Raw genomic sequence first — 16,531 nt, 5'->3', positions numbered from 1 at the left:
TTTTGCAATTTTTAATTTTTACATGCCTTAAATCATTATTATTTGAAAAAAGTGCAAATTGTCATCGATTTAATACTGAAAACAAAATTTATGTAAATAGAAATGTTCTTTTCTTGTTATTAATCCTTTTCGCTTAATTTTTCTGATACGTTTCTTAGATTTTTATCCAACTCTTCGGCTGAGTATAATAAATACTGGCGTGTTTTAAGCAATTCTTCTTTCGTTTCGCTATCCTTCATCAAATCCAGCAGGCCCAGTATATTTGATAGATGGTTTCGTACTTCGTGAGAATTAATGGAAGCCAGCTCTCGTTTTTTTGCAGCAAATAATAATTGCTCATAATGCCTTTTTTGCCTGCTGCTACGGTAAAAAATAGCAACAATTATAACAGCTAAAATTGCCAGCGCAATAGCGAAAATCATCCATAGGCGCTCGCGTTCATATTTAAGTAAGTTTACATAATAAAGGCCCTGTACTTCGTTAATTTTTATTTGTGATGATTTATCGCCTACCTGCGAAAGATTATCGATGTTTTGTTTTAATTCGCCCAATGCCAGTTTATAATTGTTGGCGGCAAGTTTTTCATCATTTTTACGTTGGGCTATTTTTCCCAGTACTTCATATAGATGGTATCTTATTTCAGGGTGGTTTTTTTGAGATGGCTGGTCAAGCTGTTTTTCAACAATATACTTGGCCGAATCTGTTTGTCCGTTACTAAAATAAGCATCCGCGAGCATTTGCTCTTCCAGATCGTTTTTTACATAAAGGCTATCTTTTAATAATTCATTAATTTGTTTTATAGCACCTTTGTAGTCGTGTTTTAATAAAGTGAGGTAATATCCGGTACGTTTTTGGTAGGTATGTAATTTGTAATTTTGATTTTTGGGACCAAATAATTTTTGATGGCTGACCTTTAAAGAATCGTAATTTCTGGTCCTGAAATAATTTTCGGCCTTATTATAAGTAATGAGACTTAAAAGATTGAGGCGATTGATTTTATTTTCATCAATTATATGCTGAGCCTGGTTAAGATAGGACAGTGACTGGCTATATAACCCGCTTTTATAATATATATCAGATATATTGACATTCAGCACTGCCTCCAAATATGGGTCATTTAGATTTTTAACTTCGTTTTTGGCTAATCCATAACTGGATACCGCTCCAATAGAGTTCCCTTCGTCGGTTTGTACAAATGCAAGATGGGTAAAATAATCAAAAAGAAGTAGATGATCGCTGCTTTTGTGTGCCTCATCAATAGCTTTTACCAGGGCATTTTGTGATTCCTGGAGTTTTTCAAGCCGTCTTTGGTATATACTTTCCATGAAGTATAAAATAGACTCCTTCTGCTCCAAATTATACCTCACAAAGGTATCGGTTATTGCCTTTTTTTTTGCAACAAGCTGGTTTAAAGGAGCGTTTTGAAAAAATAACTTGATATACCTGATTACTTTGTTTTCACGTTTCTGCTGATCTTTCAGTAAAATATAATCAACCAGGCTATCTTTTTTTGCGCTGGTTTCTGCATAACTGGTTGTTAATGAGCAAATTAATAAAATTAATATAATAAAGCGAAGTGTTTTCAAAGTGCAGGTAATTTAGAATAAAAATATGCTTGCTAAAAATAAAGTCAAACTTGTGTTGTCAAGCATTTACAGCAATATTTAATCCTGTTTACGGGGTCAAAGTATATCGATTTGTTTGTGAGGAAGCATGTATTAATTAGGATTCATTACTATGTATGCTGCTCAAAATCAGGTTAAACAAACTTATTAGGTTAATTATAATGAAATATTACCGATTGGTGAGTTAAGATTATTCATATGTTTATCTGTTTTGTAAGCATTATTTGATTGGGGTATTTATTTTAATTACTATTGTACTAAGTACTATCCGTTTTAAAATTATGAAAAAAATTACGTTTTTATGTATGGCAATTATTGCCACAGGTTATTTTTCCTGTAAAAAAGACAATGCAGCCCCGGTATCGTCTAAAAGCACAAGCAAAAAAGAATTGGCTGTTAGTAGTAAAAAAGATACAACCACACAAAGGCTAATTACCGCGAAAGATACAACCACTCAGTAGTAGCTGTTACGCTTGCTGATAAAGTAGTGAAACTAACTATCAAATTTTTCTAATAGTTTCAGCAGCGTTTCAAAATCCTTGGGATAGGGGGCATGTATAGTGACCTCTGTCTCGGGGCTAATTTTGAATGTTACTTCATAAGCGTGCAGTGCAAAGCGCTTCATGATAGGCAGTTCTTCCTGATCTTTCCCTAAATGGTATTTCCTTTTTATTTTTGATAAAAAAACAGGTTCGCCCTTATACATTTCATCGCCGGCTATAGATGCCCTTTGGGTTGCCAGGTGTATTCTTATTTGGTGCATACGGCCGGTTACCGGCCGGCATTCCACCAGGGTATAGTGCTTAAAATATTTCAATGACTGGAACCAGGTTTCGGCACGTTTCCCATCCTGCCTGCTAATGGTTACATTACCCTTACCAACATTTAATATGGGCAAATCTATCAGCAGATTTTCAAATGTATGGGTGCCATCAATAACAGCATGGTATACTTTTTTTACCTGGCGTTTTTCAAACTGCATGCTAACCATGCGGTAAGCTTCCGGGTTTTTGGCGATGATGAGCGCGCCGGAGGTTTCCTTATCCAAACGATGGCAAATCTGGGCATCGTCCCAATAAGCCTTTGCAAGCCTGAGTAAATTTACCTCGCCGCCTTCGCGTTCATCAAGCGAACTTAAAAAAGGTGGCTTGTTAACTACAATCACATCATCATTCTCAAATAGTATCAGGTCGGCAAATTTCGGAAACTTCATATCTTAAATATAGCCGGCAAATTTACGGTTTATAATTTAAACAGTTGTTATTACAGTATAGGCGTGTTAAAGCACCATTTGTAAACTTGCAGTAAAAACAAAATTTAATTATAACGGTTATAATTAAATAATAAATTAATATTTACCAATTACCTGTAAACAGCATGAGTACTAACGCAACTAAACCTGAAGAAAAAGGATTTTTTGAAAAGGTTAAAGAGACTATTGAAGGACTTTGGGATAGCACTAAGGACACTGCCGAAGACCTAAAAGAAGCCGCCGAAGATAAATTTGAAACACTGAAAGATAAAGTAACCACCAAAAAGGTCGCTATTAAAAAGGCCACGGTTGCAAAAACATCGGTTACCAAAAAGACTGCGGCAACTGCCGATAAAGCAAAAGCTGCTGCTGATATAAAAGCCAAAGCTAACGAAAAAGCTAAGGCAATTACTACTAAAGCCCGGAACGAAACTGCAACGGCAAAAAAAGCCGCGGCCAATGTAAAAGCCAAAGCCAAAACCCAGGCAAAAGCCATTAATACCAATGTAAAAGCCGAAGTTGAAAAAGCAAAAAAATCAGCTGCAACTAAAACAAAAAAAGCGGCTACCGCAGTAAAGAAAAAAGCTGTTGTGGCTAAATAAACATTCACTAAAACCTGATTTAGAGCGGCGGACTTCACAGTTCGCCGCTTTTTTTTGATGAATTTATTCTCTTATTATTGATTTTTTAAGTTTCCCTTTCAGCGGGAGGTTTAGAGGAAGCTAAACTTTTTTATTTTAAATGTAACATTTACATTTATTTTTCTACTTTTGAAAAATCAAAAGCAATAACCAATTGCCATAAGCCAATAAAATCTGTATAAATAACATAATGGAGACTAATAATTTTGATCTTAAAGAGCATCCGCACAGTCGTTTAAATATTTTAACAGGCGATTGGATCCTGGTATCTCCGCACCGTACAAAACGCCCATGGCAGGGTAAGGTGGAGGCCACACAAGCCGATGAAAGGCCGCTATACGACCCTCAATGCTACCTTTGCCCCACCAATAAAAGGGCCGATGGGAGCGAGAATCCTGATTACAAAGCAAGCTTTGTTTTTACAAACGACTACTCATCATTGTTGCTAAACACCCCCGATGGCGGCCTGGATGATGATGAATTATTGGTAGCCAACAGCCAGAGGGGCATTTGCAGGGTTATCAGCTTTTCGCCAAGGCATGACCTTACTTTGCCACAAATGGAAACCGGCGAGATCAGAAAAGTAGTTGATGTCTGGCAATCTGAATTCGAGAACCTTTCATCATACCCATGGATAAAACATATCCAGATATTTGAAAACAAGGGCGATATCATGGGCTGCAGCAATCCGCATCCTCATGGCCAAATCTGGGCGCAAAACAGCATCCCTGTTGAGGTAGCTAAAGAAACCCAGCAGCAGAAAGCTCATTTTGAAGAAAAGGGCCGAAGCCTGCTTGGCGATTATATAGCCCTGGAACTTAAACGCCGGGAACGTATTGTTTTTGAAAATGAGCATTTTGTTGTATTAGTACCCTTTTGGGCGGTTTGGCCTTATGAAACCATGATAGTAAGCAAAAGGCACGTTACCAGCATAGTTTATTTTACCGATGATGAAAAAAACGCCCTTGCTGATGCTATAAAAAGGTTAACAGTGCGGTACGATAACCTTTTTGAAACCTCGTTTCCATACTCTGCAGGCATACATCAGGCACCTGTAAATATGGGCGAACACCCTTACTGGCATTGGCACATGCATTTTTATCCGCCTTTGCTTCGATCGGCAACGGTTAAAAAATTTATGGTTGGTTACGAGATGCTGGCCAACCCGCAGCGCGATATTACAGCTGAGTACGCAGCCGAAAGGTTAAGAGATTTAAGCGAAGTGCTTTATAAAGTTAAGGAATAAGCAAGAACTGCTTGATTTTAAACTAATTGTAAAAAAAGCTGCCTTTGAATTATTTATTTAAAAATCTATCATTGATAATATTGCCTGCCTGCATATCTTTGGCAGCCTGTAATCAACCATCAATCAAAAAAACAACCGATATGACGGATAGTACCAAAATTCCTGCCGATGCATTTGAAAAAACAATCGATGGGAAACAAACTAATTTATATACCCTTAAAAACAAGAATGGAATAACTGCCACATTCACCAATTACGGTGGGCGTATTGTTAGTTTATTAGTTCCCGATAAAACCGGCAAACTCACCGATGTTGTTTTAGGGTTTGACAGTGTAGATGGTTTTGTAAATTCAACCGAACGTTATTACGGGGCTACTATTGGCCGCTATGGCAACCGTATTGCCAAAGGGAAATTTAAATTAGATGGCATAGAATACCATTCATCAATAAATAACCCGCCTAATACGTTGCATGGTGGTAAGCAGGGTTACCAGGAAGTGGTATGGGATGCCAAACTGATTGATTCAGCTACCCTGGAATTAAGTTATCTGTCGAAAGATATGGAAGAGGGTTACCCTGGTAACCTAACCATAAAAGTTATTTATAGCTTAACAGATGATAACGAATTTAAATGCGTTTACGAAGCTCATACCGATAAAAATACCGTTGTTAACTTAACTAACCACGCGTTTTTTAACCTGAACGGCGAAGGCAGCGGTACAATATTAAATCATTTGCTGCAGGTTGATGCCGATAGCTATATCCCGGTTGATGCAGGTTTGATCCCTACCGGTAAAATAGAACCGGTAAAAGGCACCCCCTTTGATTTTACCAAGCCCGAAACCATTGGCAAAAGGATAGATGATAATAACGAACAGCTAAAAAACGGCAAAGGTTATGATCATAACTATGTATTAAACAAACATGATATTACCACGCCGATAGCTACCATTATAGGCGATAAAAGCGGTATTAAAATGAAAGTTTATACCGAAGAGCCTGGCATTCAGTTTTATAGCGGTAATTTTATGCAGGCAAAAAACCTGATGAAACGTGGTATAAAAGATGAGTTCCGTACCTCATTTGCATTAGAAACACAGCATTATCCCGATTCGCCAAACCAGCCGCAATTCCCTTCAACCGAGTTGAAGCCGGGTGATGTATACAAAACACAATCATTATTCAAGTTTTCGGTAGTTAAATAAATCTGTTGCTTCATTGATATTTAAAAAGGTTTTGCCATTTGGCGGGACCTTTTTGTTTTACCTGCGAAAAAAAGACGGAGCCATGTACGATTCCTTTCTCCCGGAAGGGGGGCGGAGGTTTATTCTTTTATTATTGTTATTTGACAAGTTGATGAAAATGTATTCTATTGATAATTAGATATTTATTAACTGTTTACTCGACCTTTCGCGTACCGTTCATGCACTTTTGAGTATCTTTTGCACACCTTCAAGGCACCCTTCCAGCGCCCTCCGGGCACCCTCCCGGGTACCTGTTTATTTTTGATGATTTTTATGGGGCGAACCGAACTTTTGGTGTGTTTTTATGCCGGCTTTTTGGTATAGGCGGGGTGAGGATCCGGCGTGTAATGCCACCGAACAAAGTACCCGGTGAGTAACAGGGCCACCGCCAACCCAACCCCAAAAGTTTATGCCCGCAAAAATATCTTCCCATCTCATATCTCAAATCTCACATCTCAAATTTTATTGTAACTTTCGGGCAGCCGTTCATGAACCATTTATTATTATCAAAACCCGCCAGGCAACTGTTTAGCGCAAAATATTATTTTATTGTGGGCTTATTGCTGTTTGCTAACCTGTGTTTTGCAAAAAACGCCAGTACGCCGCTGGTAACCATCAGTTCATCGCCAACAAGCGCATGTAAAGGGGAGCCAATTAAGTTTACCGCGGTAGCTGTTAATGGTGGTGCGTTGCCTGTTTATCAATGGCTGGTGAATGGCTTTGGTGTCGGTATTAACCAAAATACTTTTACAAGTACTTCGCTTGCCGATGGCGATATGGTGATGTGCCGTATAACGGCTTCGGGCGGCGGCGAAACTGTTAACAGCAACATGCTTACCGTCACTATCCTTTCGCCGCCAATCATTGTGCAGCATGATACCGCCATTTGCCCCAACATCGGCCTGCTGCTGCAGGCCGATGTTACCGGCGCCGCTTATGCCAAATATAAAACGGTCGATTTTTCAAATCAGTTTAACTTTAACATCTCCACCAACACCTTTGGCCTGCAGTTTGTAAATTGCCCAACGGGCAACGTCACTTTTAACGGCATACCGTTTATCCTGTACCCCTGGAGCAATACCTATACCGGCTGGAATGCCATCAATGCCACCGGTCCCGATCCGCGCAAACTGTTCATCCCCGTAAATGAAGATGGCGTTGTGGCCATCAACCTGCTGGCCAATACCTATTATGGTGTACCCGGACCAACATCCTATGTGAGCGTAAGCTTTTGGGCAAACGGCGGCGAAGTGTACAAAAAAGACCTGATAGGTGACCAGGACATCCGCGACTATAATGCCGCCCAGTTTACCAATCAAATCAATAATGTAAGCACTATAAATGCCTGGCTATCTCCCAACAGGCAAAACCGGCTGGATAATGTACGCATCCAGATGCCAAGCCCAACCCGTATCGATAGCATTGTTATTAACGACCACGGCGGCAACGGTCAGCGCATTTTTATCCTCGGAGCTACAGTCGAAAAAACGCCATTGGGTTTAAAATGGTCAACCGGCGAAACCACGCCCGAAATAACCGTTTATCCATCGCAGCCAACTACCTATACCGTAATGGCTACCAATGGAGTGGCAAGCTGTAGCAGCAGTAGTATCAATGTAAGCATGACCATTCCGCTGGTGCCCTCGGTAAGCATCAGTCAATCGGTAAACAATGTATGCCCCGGCACGTCCATTACCTTTACTGCCTCGGCCATCAACACCGGCAAAGAGCCCACTTACCAGTGGCTGGTAAATGGCAACAGTGCCGGCATCAACAGCCTCACCTTTACTACCGGTTCGCTGGTTAATGGCGATGTGGTAACCTGCCGGATGACTCCCAATCTCCACTGCGTTACAATTCCAACAACAACCAGCAACGCCCTAACAGTAACCCTTTTGCCGCAAGCCACGGTTGATGCAGGCCACGATGTAACTATACACCAGGGTGACCAAACCCAACTAAACGCCACAGTGAGCGGCGATATCCTGAGCATGCAATGGAGCCCAGCCACCGGCCTTGATAACCCCGGCATACTTAGGCCCACGGCCACCCCAACGGCAACAACAAAATATACGCTACTGGTGCAGTCCCAAAATACCTGTACCGCCATCGATAGCCTAACAGTAAAGGTATTGCCTGCCAATATCGTGATCCCCAATGCCATTACCCCTAATCACGATGGCGTTAATGATGTATGGAACATCCAGTACCTCGATCAGTTTACTACCTGTACCGTAAATGTATTTAACCGCTACGGCCAGCGACTTTTTTCCTCCATCGGCTACCAGCAACCCTGGAACGGTACCTATAAAAATAAGCTGTTACCCGCCGGTACCTACTATTACATTATTGATTTGAAAGATGGCAGCCCGGTAAAGTCGGGGTATGTGGTTGTGGTGTATTGAGGGAAGTGTTTGTAAATGGGGTAGATATGTGATGATGGGGGCGAAGCAATCGCGAACAGTACAGGTTTAAACTGGGCGTATACTTAGCATGCAGACCACGAGGTGAGAGTAGCAGCGGAAGGTTATTTTTTTTTCTGCCCGGGCAAGCCCACCCTTTTAAGAGTTTCTTTTGCCTCTTCTGTTTTTTTAACAAAATAAGGCTCATTGGCATAGCTTTTAATATGGTCGCTAACAACGCCACCGCTATATCCTTTTTCTGTTGTTGCTTTTTTTATTGTAGCTGGCATAATATTTTCTTGTGTTGCTGTATATCAAATACACCCGTTTATTTTCTTCTTACAAAGATACTGGCGATAGCAGGCAGGGTGATACTCCTCTGGAGCATAAAGCCGTTAGGTGGTTTTTCTACAAAGCTTGTGTTCCTCCGGAACATTTTGAATTTAGATATCCGGGATGAGTAAAGCTTTGCGGAAATTATATTCCCCTGAAACATGTTCAAATTTGAGTACCCCAGAGGGGTAAAAGCTTTGTAGAACCCAACCAACCCGCGCGTTTTTGCTCCAGAGGAACAAAACATTCTTCTGTAGGTCTGTGGTGGGATTCTGTAGTTAATTTAAGGCAGTGGCAGGGATGAACATATCATTGAGGAATGAGGTAATCGCGAACTGTGTAGGGTTTAAACTGGGCGTATACTTAGCATGCGGGCCACAAGCCAGGGACGCTTGCGGCAGCGAAGGGGCGACGAAATTTCAAAGTCATCAAATTATTTTTTACCTGCGCAAATACCCTGCGCAGGTAGCCTATTTCTTTGCACTGTGAAAAAGAAAAAACGAGTTGTAAATTGCGACAATACACCTGCCAGATGATATTTTTTGACTGGAACTTGGTCCGTTCAATTTGACTTAGTCCTTTTGCCATAAGTTTATTAATTGTTTAACTTCAATTACAATGAGTTACTTAGATTTAATATATCAACATGTTGACCAAAATTATTTCCTTGCTAGCAATTTGCAGGGGCAAATTGCTTCGGTTTCTGATGAAACGAAACAAAAGTTATATATAGAGATAAAATGTTTTGACCTCATGCTAAGCAATGGAATATTAAAGCCCGTAATTGAATTTGGGGAATATAAAAGAACAGACATTCAAATGTTATCGATAGAAGAAATTGACTACATAAAAGACCGTCTAAGTTACGAAGAGCATCCTTTTTTAGTGTCTCGATATTCGCATATCCTTCATTCTAAAACGAAAAACAATCTATATGCAATAGCTGCAATCAATGGATACTTAAAGTTAGCTAATCAATATTTAGGACAACTAAAAACAAAAGCTAAAAATATCATCGATTTTATTGAAGTGGTTGAAGCCATTATTAATTTATCGTTGATCGTTAAGGTAAATATCGATTCGTGCAAAGATCAAGTGATTCAGTGGTACAACGAACCATTACAGGAGCAATTTTATTATAAAAGTTTAATTGATCTTTTTGCAGAGTCGCGACTTTTTCGAAACAAGGATCTATCGGGATTTACCAAATCAGCCCTTGATCATTTCAATGCTAATAAGTGTGGATTTGAGGCAGAAGACTACTTGGAATCTTGTATAAAAATAGCAAAGAAAGAGCAAGTAGATTTTCTGAATATATACGTTTTAATGGCAGAAAACCAACTTAAACTAGCTGATAAAAGAGGTTCCGATGAAACTGGAATTGTCAGAGCTAATTGTTATTTAAAAGCCGCACATTATTACAAAGTATCAAAAAACCTAAAAAAATCAAATGAAATACTAAGGAAACTTAATGCTCATAAGAAGGATATTAAATTAGGTAGCGTTAGTTCAACTCTAAGCAATAAGGATGTGCAAGATTATTTTGGTGCCATTAAACTGTTAGCCAAATATTTTGTCGCAGAATTCCCCAACACTGTATTTATTGGACTCGCAATTGACAAGCGGTTATTACCAAATATAACGGAATATAGGAGAAATCCTGAACATGCCTTTATGAATTTTTGTACGGTTTCTACATATGACATCAATGGCAATACGCATATTATCAATGACTTAGAAAAAGACAAACGAGATTTATTTATATATTTTAAAATAGGAATAGAATCGACTTTGCCGTTTCTATTTAATCAAATATTTATAGAAATGAAAGAACAAAAAAGAGATTTTGCAAAAGAGGGGATGACATACTTTGAAGGTACTTGGTTTAAATCAGAGCTTCAACAAACAATTATAAGTGAAGGAACTAAGTCCTACAACTGGATGCAATCGATCAAACCAGCCTTAGAGATTTTACTGACTATTAATATCGATAAACAAACGATACTCTTAAATTCTGAACAACAAATGGCATTTGACCAACTGGCAATAAAATTCGAAGGATTATTAAGAGATCTCTGTCAGTTAGCGAACCTCACTGTTAATAAAGTGCGTGAGAGTCAAACTGTGGCAATGGACGTAAACGATATCCTACAGAATAATGAACTTGAGGATATTTTTGAAAAAACAGATATCGAATTTTGGCAATTTAGTTTTACTGGTTGTGGATATAATATTCGTAATAACGTAGCCCACGCATTTTATCGCCCCCATGACTATACAACAAAACTTGCAAATGTTTTATTGATAGCCTATGTGCGATTAGCCAAGTATGGGAATGTTTTTAATACCGCGACGGAAAATCAAGTATAGTAATTTTGAAAAAAACTTCTTTTCCCCCGCTGTAGCAAGGGTCGCCATCAACTACAAGCACGGATGAGCCCGGGCCGCAGGCATTGCCCTTATTATGTCAAAAGTCAAAGGTCTCCCGCATACAAGTCCTCTGGGTTTATGTTGTTCTCACGGTACAGTTGGAGACGTAAATGTTCGCCTGCCCGGGGGCAAATCCAACATTTGCGGCTTTGCATTTTAAGTAAATGTTAACTACAAAACATCTCTTAAATCATTTCGTAACCAGGCCTATAAATAATGGCTTAAAAAGTGTAACTTTGCGCCATTATTTTCTTGAAAACAAAGCGCTTAATTTCAATGCTTTCTGCTTCAACGACAATAAATAAAATTAATAGCATGAAAAAAATTGTCGACTACAGGAAGCTTTTGGGCGTAAACGAGGCTGCCGAACTGCAGGAATTAAAAACCAACTACCGCAATATGATGAAAACCTGGCATCCAGATAAATTCCAGGATGAAAGCAGGGTTGAGGCCGAAGAGAAAAGCAAAACCATTATTGAAGCCTACCATTTTTTGGTAAGTATTGCCCCCGAAACCCGCGGTCAGAGTTTAAACGAATATACACTTACAACTTCGTCATCAAACATTGCCGATTTTGAATACAAATCGCAGGTATTAAAAATTACTTTTTTAGATGGTAACGCCTATGAGTATTTTGATGTACCAAAGGCGGTTTATATCAAGCTGATCAATGCCGATTCGCCAGGCAGGTTTGCCCGCAGGCATATTTATAACGAATATGTTTACAGGAGCGTGAATAAGCTTGTTGCAACGGCGTAAGTTTTTAAGTCGGAAGTCTTAAGTCAGAAGTCTAAAGTCGTAGGTTAATTCTGACTCAGGACTTCCGACTTGAGACTTCTGACTCAGAACTTCTCCCTCAAGCCCGGTTATTCAACCGTTCGTAATCTTCAATAGTATCAATATCAATAGCTCCCAGGGCAAAGGGGACTGTTGCCACATCGTCGGGATATAGGCCAATCAGTTTTTTAGCGCCTTCGTTCCCTGTTAAACTCTTCAGCTCACGGAAGTGCTTTTTATCAAATAAAGCGGGTACCCCAAATGTGTTTTTGTATTCACATGCAACAATACCGCTATCGTTTTCTGCTTTTCGTTCTGTTAACTGGTAAATAAGCAAGGAGTCAACAAAAGGTTGATCGCATAGCATCAATATGGCGGACGTTGTTAAGGGTTCAAGCTTTTGCAGCTCTGCTACCCCTAACCTGATAGATGAAGCCATACCTTCTTCCCATTGCGGGTTATAGGCAATGTTCACCTGTTGGTCGGATATGTTTGGTCTGATCTCATCTTCATTGGCTCCCAACACTACCAGCACATTTTCGCAGCTGGCAGAAGTTAATGCCGTTTGTATAGCTCTTTGCAGTAATGTTTTCCCCTGGTAAACAAGGTTTTGTTTTGGCGATCCAAAGCGGCTTGATGAGCCCGCGGCAAGTATGATTATCCCGGTCATGCGTTTGTTAATTACTGTTAGTGCATAGGCTGCTGTATAATCTGCTCCGGTTCTCGGTTATGGATATTGGTTTTATAACGTAATGATGTACCTGCTCTTTTTTTTAACACTGCCTGCATTTCGGCAATGATGGAGAGCGCAATTTCATCGGCATTTTCTGATCCTATATCCAAACCCGCCGGTCCAAATACGCTTTCTAAGTGCTTTGGAGTAATTTTTATGCCCTCCTGGGCAAATTCATCCAACATTCTTTGCAAACGTTTTTTTGGTCCCAGTACCCCGATGTAAGAGAGACTGAGCGGCAGCAGTTGCTTTAATACGCATTGATCGTAATTATAGTTGTGTGTCATGAGGACAATTAATGTACGTTCGTCAATAATTATTTGCGGCAACACGTTTTCCGGTTTTGAAACAATGATTTTTTTGGCAAGCGGGAACCTTTCGGCAATGGCATAGTTCAACCGGCCATCAACAATATAGATCTGCCAGCCGAGTGTCGCAGCTATTTGCATCAATGGTATGGCATCATTACCCGCGCCAAATATTATCAGCGAAACCGCAGGCTGCAACAACTCAATAAAGCAGGTGAATTTATCGCCGTATAAATAAGTTTTGGTTACCGAGTTGCCATTTACCAAAACATTTTTGGCATCGGCCAATAACGCGTCTTTGATCTCGTCGTCGGGAAAATCTCCTGTTATCACTTCGTTTTTATCAAGTAACAGGCATGTACCGGGTTGGGTGGCCTGTTTGTTGTTCATGGTAAAAAGGGTAACAAGCACAACCGGTTCGCGTTTGCTTAAAAATTGCTTAAAAAATTGGATGGGATTATTCAGTTTACCGGCAAAAATGGGTTCAATCAGTATATGGATAATGCCGTTGCAACCCAAACCAACGCCCAGTTTGGCATCGTCATCATCGGTGGTATCATAAGTAACCAGCATGGGCTTGTTTTGTGCCATTACCAGCCGGGCTTTCCGCAGGGCATCACCTTCAAGGCAGCCACCACTTATGGCGCCTGTAAGCTGCCCGTCTTCGGTAATCAGCATGCGGGCGCCGGCACGGCGGTATGATGAGCCTTCTACATGCACAACGGTGGCTAAAGCCGTTTGTAATCCGCTTTTATCAGCCTTATCAAAGGCGTTTACTATGTCTTTTAATTCTTTCACGGGATGATATTGGTAAATTTTGCGAATATCGTGGCGCAAGCCAGCAATCGCTTTTAAAATTAAATTAAAACTTTCACCATAGCGATGGGTTTCAAACCCATCGCTATTTGCCAATATTCTGTGCCAAACAGTTTCATTTAATAGATTTTTCTGGCGTTTGACCCTTTAAATATTTTAAAAGCGATTTCCCTGGGCTCAAGCAGGATTCCCTGCTTTACAAATTAATCTTATCAAGGCTAAGCTATAAAAAAGTACATTTAAACCACAATGATCAAATTTGTAATTTTTATTTTTACATTAACATCATTAAACTTAAAAACCACAGAGTTGTTGATTAAATTGTATACACTGTAAATTTTATAACTTGTTAATAGATAATCACGGCCGAAACATCAATTACCTTCGCCTTGCGGTGACCGACAGGTGCAATCTGCGCTGTTTTTATTGTATGCCCGAGCATGGCCTCAACTGGCTATCCCGTAAGGAACTGATGAGCTACGAGGAAATGCTGCACACCTGTTCCCTGCTGGTAAAAATGGGCATCCAAAAAATCCGTATTACCGGCGGCGAGCCATTTGTACGCAAGGATATTATGACCCTGCTTACCTCTATTTCGCAATTGGATGGATTACAGGACCTGAGTATCACAACAAATGGGGTTTTAACCGCGCCTTTTGTGCCCGAACTTAAAAAGATAGGTGTGCGATCTGTAAATCTTAGTTTAGATACACTGGACGCCAATCGTTTTTTTACCATTACCCGCCGGGATGAATTTGCCAATGTTATGGCCGCTTTAGAGGCTTTGCTGCAGCATGATATCGAGGTGAAAATAAACGCCGTGGTAATGGACGGCAAAAACACGCAGGATATTATTCCATTGGTTGAAATGACCAAAGATTTGCCCGTAAGTGTAAGGTTTATAGAAGAAATGCCTTTTAATGGCGATGGGCACATTTATACCGGTTTGCAGTGGGATTATGTGCGCATACTGGATGAGATTAAAAATAAATTTCCGCAGATCCAAAAACTAACCGATCCGGCTTACTCCACATCATATAATTATCAAATACCGGGGCATAAAGGTACAATTGGTATCATAGCAGCCTATTCGCGCACGTTTTGTGGTACCTGTAACCGGATCAGGATCACCCCGCAGGGCGAATTAAAAACCTGTTTATATGATGATGGCGGCCTTAATATTAAGGATTTGATACGCAACGGTGCCAGCGATGATGAATTGCGGTCGGTTTTACTGGATGCTTTTGGCAACCGCGCTGCAGATGGCTGGGAAGCCGAAAAGTCGCGCGTGATACATCCTGGGCTTCATGAATCAATGGCCTCTATTGGGGGGTGATGAGCTTAAGGCTGAAAGCTAAAAGCAGAAAGCCGATGCAATGAGGGCTCTTATATTTGTACACTTCTAAGATCAGGGAAAACGCTTTAGGCTTTCTGCCTTTAGCTTTTAGCTAAAACTATGACAACTGTTGAACAAGCTGAAAAACTAATACTTGCCCAAATAAAAGATTATGGTGATGAAACTGTACCCTTTGAACTGGCTCTGGGTAAAGTTTTAGCCGAACCGATAAAGGCCGACCGCGATCTGCCGCCCTTTAACCGGGTAACTATGGATGGCATTGCCATTAATTACCAGGCTGTTGAAAATGGCATCTGCACATTTCATATAAAGGCAACCCAGGCAGCGGGCGATGGACCTGTTGAAATTACCGACCAAAACGAGTGTATTGAGATCATGACCGGGGCGGTTTTGCCGTCGTCGGTCAATACGGTTATCCGTTACGAGGATCTGGAGATGAGGGCAGGGTTAGCCAGTATTAAAGTGGAGGGGATTAAGCAAGGGCAAAATGTCCATGTACAAGGCGCCGATAAAAAACAGCACGAGATATTGGCACCATCGGGCCAGTTGGTTACACCGGCTATCATTAGCCTGGCTGCATCAGTTGGTAAAACTCATTTGCTGGTAAAAAAAATGCCCAAAGTAGTCATTATCACGTCGGGCGATGAACTGGTAGATGTGCATGAAACGCCTTCGCCATACCAGATTCGTAAATCAAACAGCTACACGGTTAAAGCGGTTTTGCAGCAGCATGGCCTGCAGCCGGATATCGTACATATTCCGGATGATCCTGAAATTACGAAGGCACAAATTCAGCAATGCCTGTTAAAATACGATGTGCTGCTGCTAAGCGGCGGTATTTCTATGGGCAAATTTGATTATATCCCCCAGGCATTGGAAGATTTGCGGGCAGAGAAAATTTTCCATAAAGTAGCACAGCGCCCCGGTAAGCCATTTTGGTTTGGCAGGTACCAGGATAAAGCCTTGGTTTTTGCCTTTCCCGGTAACCCGGTAGCCACATTCATGTGCCTGCACCGGTATTTTTTAACCTGGTTAAATGCAACCTTGGGTTTGGCAGAACAATCGCCCGTTTATGCTGTTTTAGATAAGGATTTTAAGTTTCTGCCCCCCTTGCAATATTATTTGCAGGTGAAATTGAATAGTAATTTACAGGGACAATTAATAGCATCGCCCGTAGAAGGAAATGGTTCAGGCGATTTTGCTAACTTAGCAGATACAGAAGCTTTTTTAGAATTACCTATGGAAAGGGATGATTTTAAAAGAGGAGAGGTGTTTAGGATATGGAGATTTTAACACGATTTAAAGGATTTGATAGATTAACACGATTTTTTTCTTAAGCCTATTTAGAAAATTCCGTAAATCTTTAA

At 40.5% G+C, this 16,531-nt stretch carries 15 protein-coding genes; 9 read left to right on the top strand and 6 right to left on the bottom strand.

Annotated features, from left to right (window positions below; translation table 11 throughout):
• Positions 1-119 precede the first annotated feature (119 nt).
• Positions 120-1,586, bottom strand: coding sequence for a hypothetical protein (locus AC1DO4_RS09980; RefSeq protein WP_477415338.1), 1,467 nt, complete (start codon positions 1,584-1,586; stop codon positions 120-122).
• Between the two features lie 320 nt (positions 1,587-1,906).
• On the opposite strand from AC1DO4_RS09980, the gene AC1DO4_RS09975 reads away from it, so the two are divergent.
• Positions 1,907-2,086 carry a hypothetical protein gene (locus AC1DO4_RS09975; RefSeq protein ID WP_477415336.1) on the top strand — a complete coding sequence of 60 codons (180 nt, stop codon included), beginning with the start codon at positions 1,907-1,909 and terminating at the stop codon, positions 2,084-2,086.
• Positions 2,087-2,118: 32 nt separating this feature from the next.
• Here the strand turns inward: AC1DO4_RS09975 and AC1DO4_RS09970 are convergent, their stop codons facing one another.
• Positions 2,119-2,838 carry an RluA family pseudouridine synthase gene (locus AC1DO4_RS09970; RefSeq protein ID WP_477415334.1) on the bottom strand — a complete coding sequence of 240 codons (720 nt, stop codon included), beginning with the start codon at positions 2,836-2,838 and terminating at the stop codon, positions 2,119-2,121.
• Between the two features lie 164 nt (positions 2,839-3,002).
• Between AC1DO4_RS09970 and AC1DO4_RS09965 the strand changes: the two genes are divergently transcribed.
• From AC1DO4_RS09965 to AC1DO4_RS09950, 4 genes are all read left to right on the top strand, one after another.
• Positions 3,003-3,479, top strand: a complete 477-nt coding sequence (locus AC1DO4_RS09965) for a hypothetical protein (RefSeq protein WP_477415332.1) — start codon at positions 3,003-3,005, stop codon at positions 3,477-3,479.
• 229 nt (positions 3,480-3,708) lie between these two features.
• Positions 3,709-4,764, top strand: a complete 1,056-nt coding sequence (locus AC1DO4_RS09960) for a UDP-glucose--hexose-1-phosphate uridylyltransferase (RefSeq protein ID WP_477415330.1) — start codon at positions 3,709-3,711, stop codon at positions 4,762-4,764.
• A 140-nt stretch (positions 4,765-4,904) separates the two neighbouring features.
• On the top strand, positions 4,905-5,969 hold the full coding sequence (locus AC1DO4_RS09955) for an aldose epimerase family protein (RefSeq protein ID WP_477415328.1): 1,065 nt from the start codon (positions 4,905-4,907) through the stop codon (positions 5,967-5,969).
• A 527-nt stretch (positions 5,970-6,496) separates the two neighbouring features.
• The gene (locus AC1DO4_RS09950; protein ID WP_477415325.1) at positions 6,497-8,413 is read left to right on the top strand and encodes a gliding motility-associated C-terminal domain-containing protein; all 1,917 of its coding nucleotides are present in this window, start codon (positions 6,497-6,499) and stop codon (positions 8,411-8,413) included.
• 122 nt (positions 8,414-8,535) lie between these two features.
• On the opposite strand, the gene AC1DO4_RS09945 is transcribed toward AC1DO4_RS09950, so the two are convergent.
• Positions 8,536-8,700, bottom strand: a complete 165-nt coding sequence (locus AC1DO4_RS09945; RefSeq protein ID WP_477415323.1) for a hypothetical protein — start codon at positions 8,698-8,700, stop codon at positions 8,536-8,538.
• A gap of 406 nt (positions 8,701-9,106) precedes the next feature.
• Positions 9,107-9,331 carry a hypothetical protein gene (locus AC1DO4_RS09940; protein WP_477415321.1) on the bottom strand — a complete coding sequence of 75 codons (225 nt, stop codon included), beginning with the start codon at positions 9,329-9,331 and terminating at the stop codon, positions 9,107-9,109.
• 30 nt (positions 9,332-9,361) lie between these two features.
• Here AC1DO4_RS09940 and AC1DO4_RS09935 point away from each other — a divergent pair, with 30 nt between their 5' ends.
• Complete coding sequence (locus AC1DO4_RS09935) at positions 9,362-11,113, top strand: DUF4209 domain-containing protein (protein ID WP_477415319.1); 1,752 nt, start codon at positions 9,362-9,364, stop codon at positions 11,111-11,113.
• Positions 11,114-11,488: 375 nt separating this feature from the next.
• On the top strand, positions 11,489-11,932 hold the full coding sequence (locus AC1DO4_RS09930) for a KTSC domain-containing protein (protein WP_477405234.1): 444 nt from the start codon (positions 11,489-11,491) through the stop codon (positions 11,930-11,932).
• Between the two features lie 97 nt (positions 11,933-12,029).
• Here AC1DO4_RS09930 and AC1DO4_RS09925 read toward each other — a convergent pair whose 3' ends face one another.
• Together AC1DO4_RS09925 and AC1DO4_RS09920 are read right to left on the bottom strand one after the other, a co-directional pair.
• The gene (locus tag AC1DO4_RS09925) at positions 12,030-12,620 is read right to left on the bottom strand and encodes a nucleotidyltransferase family protein (RefSeq protein WP_477415317.1); all 591 of its coding nucleotides are present in this window, start codon (positions 12,618-12,620) and stop codon (positions 12,030-12,032) included.
• 17 nt (positions 12,621-12,637) lie between these two features.
• Positions 12,638-13,789 (bottom strand): XdhC family protein, encoded by a 1,152-nt coding sequence (locus AC1DO4_RS09920; protein ID WP_477415315.1) that lies wholly within the window; start codon positions 13,787-13,789, stop codon positions 12,638-12,640.
• Positions 13,790-14,153: 364 nt separating this feature from the next.
• Between AC1DO4_RS09920 and moaA the strand changes: the two genes are divergently transcribed.
• Both moaA and AC1DO4_RS09910 read left to right on the top strand, forming a co-directional pair.
• Positions 14,154-15,143 (top strand): GTP 3',8-cyclase MoaA, encoded by a 990-nt coding sequence (gene moaA, locus AC1DO4_RS09915; protein WP_477405228.1) that lies wholly within the window; start codon positions 14,154-14,156, stop codon positions 15,141-15,143.
• 120 nt (positions 15,144-15,263) lie between these two features.
• Positions 15,264-16,457, top strand: a complete 1,194-nt coding sequence (locus tag AC1DO4_RS09910) for a molybdopterin molybdotransferase MoeA (RefSeq protein ID WP_477415313.1) — start codon at positions 15,264-15,266, stop codon at positions 16,455-16,457.
• Positions 16,458-16,531: the final 74 nt, after the last annotated feature.

The organism is Mucilaginibacter sp. P5_A6 (genome assembly GCF_056400585.1).
This window is presented reverse-complemented; position numbering and strand designations above follow the sequence as displayed.